Annotated in this window: 1 protein-coding gene and 1 pseudogene; both read left to right on the forward strand. The window is 59.9% G+C overall.

What is annotated here, in order from left to right; translation table 11 throughout:
- Positions 1 to 435: pseudogene (locus PG896_RS20980) on the forward strand (IS21 family transposase); the annotation flags it as partial.
- Between the two features lie 14 nt (positions 436 to 449).
- A partial coding sequence (istB, locus tag PG896_RS20985) for an IS21-like element ISAs29 family helper ATPase IstB (protein ID WP_270667056.1) occupies positions 450 to 1168 on the forward strand: 719 nt, incomplete at its 3' end.

Consider the following 1168-nt stretch of genomic DNA (forward strand, 5'->3'; position numbering starts at 1 on the left):
CTGCTTCAGGTCTATCACCAGCAACAGCTGGTCGCGAGCCATCCACGTAAAACCATCCCGGGGATGAGCACGCTCCCTGAGCACATGCCGGAACGTCACAGCAAGCAGCAACGCTGGACCCCAGGGCGTCTTAAACAGTGGGCTGCTGACATCGGACCGAGCACCTTGTGCTGGGTTAGCGAACGGTTGGAAGAGAAAGCCCATGCCGAGCAGGCATACCGACTCTGCCTGGGGCTGCTGAGTCTTAGCCGGGAGTATCCGCCATCACGGGTTGAAGCCTGTTGCCAGTTGGCCAACCGGGAAGGTCTGGTGCGACTCAAACAGCTCAAGTCGGTGCTGACCAGTGGCCGCGACCAACTGCCCGCAAGCCCGCTGAGCTACCCAGAGTTACCGCAAGAGCACGAGAACATCCGTGGCCCCCAGAGCTTCCACTAAAGAGGATACGTCCCATGACCCAACAAACGCTGACCCGCTTGAGACACCTGAAACTGACCGGCATGGCGGATGCCGTGCAACAACAACTGGAACAGGCAAGTACCTACGAAGGGCTGCCCTTCATCGAGCGGCTAAGCCTGCTGGTCGAACACGAACAACTGAGCCGGGAGCAGCGTAAACAAGCTCGGCTGGTCAAGCAGGCGAGGCTCAAACTCCAGGCCACGGTGCAAGAGGTGGACTACCAGTCTGCACGCAACCTGGAGCGGTCACAGGTGGCAAACCTGGCCCAAGGAGAGTGGCTGCGCCGGGGCCAGAACCTGCTCATTACCGGCCCCTGTGGCTGCGGAAAAACCTACCTAGCCTGTGCGCTGGGCTACCAAGCCTGTCAGCAGGGGCACAGCACTCGTTACTACCGGCTGCCGCGTCTGCTACTTGAGCTGAGCCAGGCCAAGGTAGATGGCAGTTACGCCAGACTGCTGGGTCAACTGGCAAGGATAGAGCTGCTGATCCTGGATGACTGGGGACTGGAAGCGGTGAATGCCGAGCAGCGCAACGCCCTGCTGGAGATCATGGATGATCGGTACGGGAAATACTCGACGGTCGTGGTCAGTCAGCTGCCAACGGAAGAGTGGTACGCGAGCTTGGGGGACAACACTCTGGCAGATGCGATCCTGGACCGGCTGATGCACAACGCTCACCGGCTGTCACTGAAGGGAGAATCGATGAGAAAGAG

Source organism: Aeromonas sp. QDB30, assembly GCF_027707645.1.
Taxonomy (GTDB): Bacteria; Pseudomonadota; Gammaproteobacteria; order Enterobacterales; family Aeromonadaceae; genus Aeromonas; species Aeromonas caviae.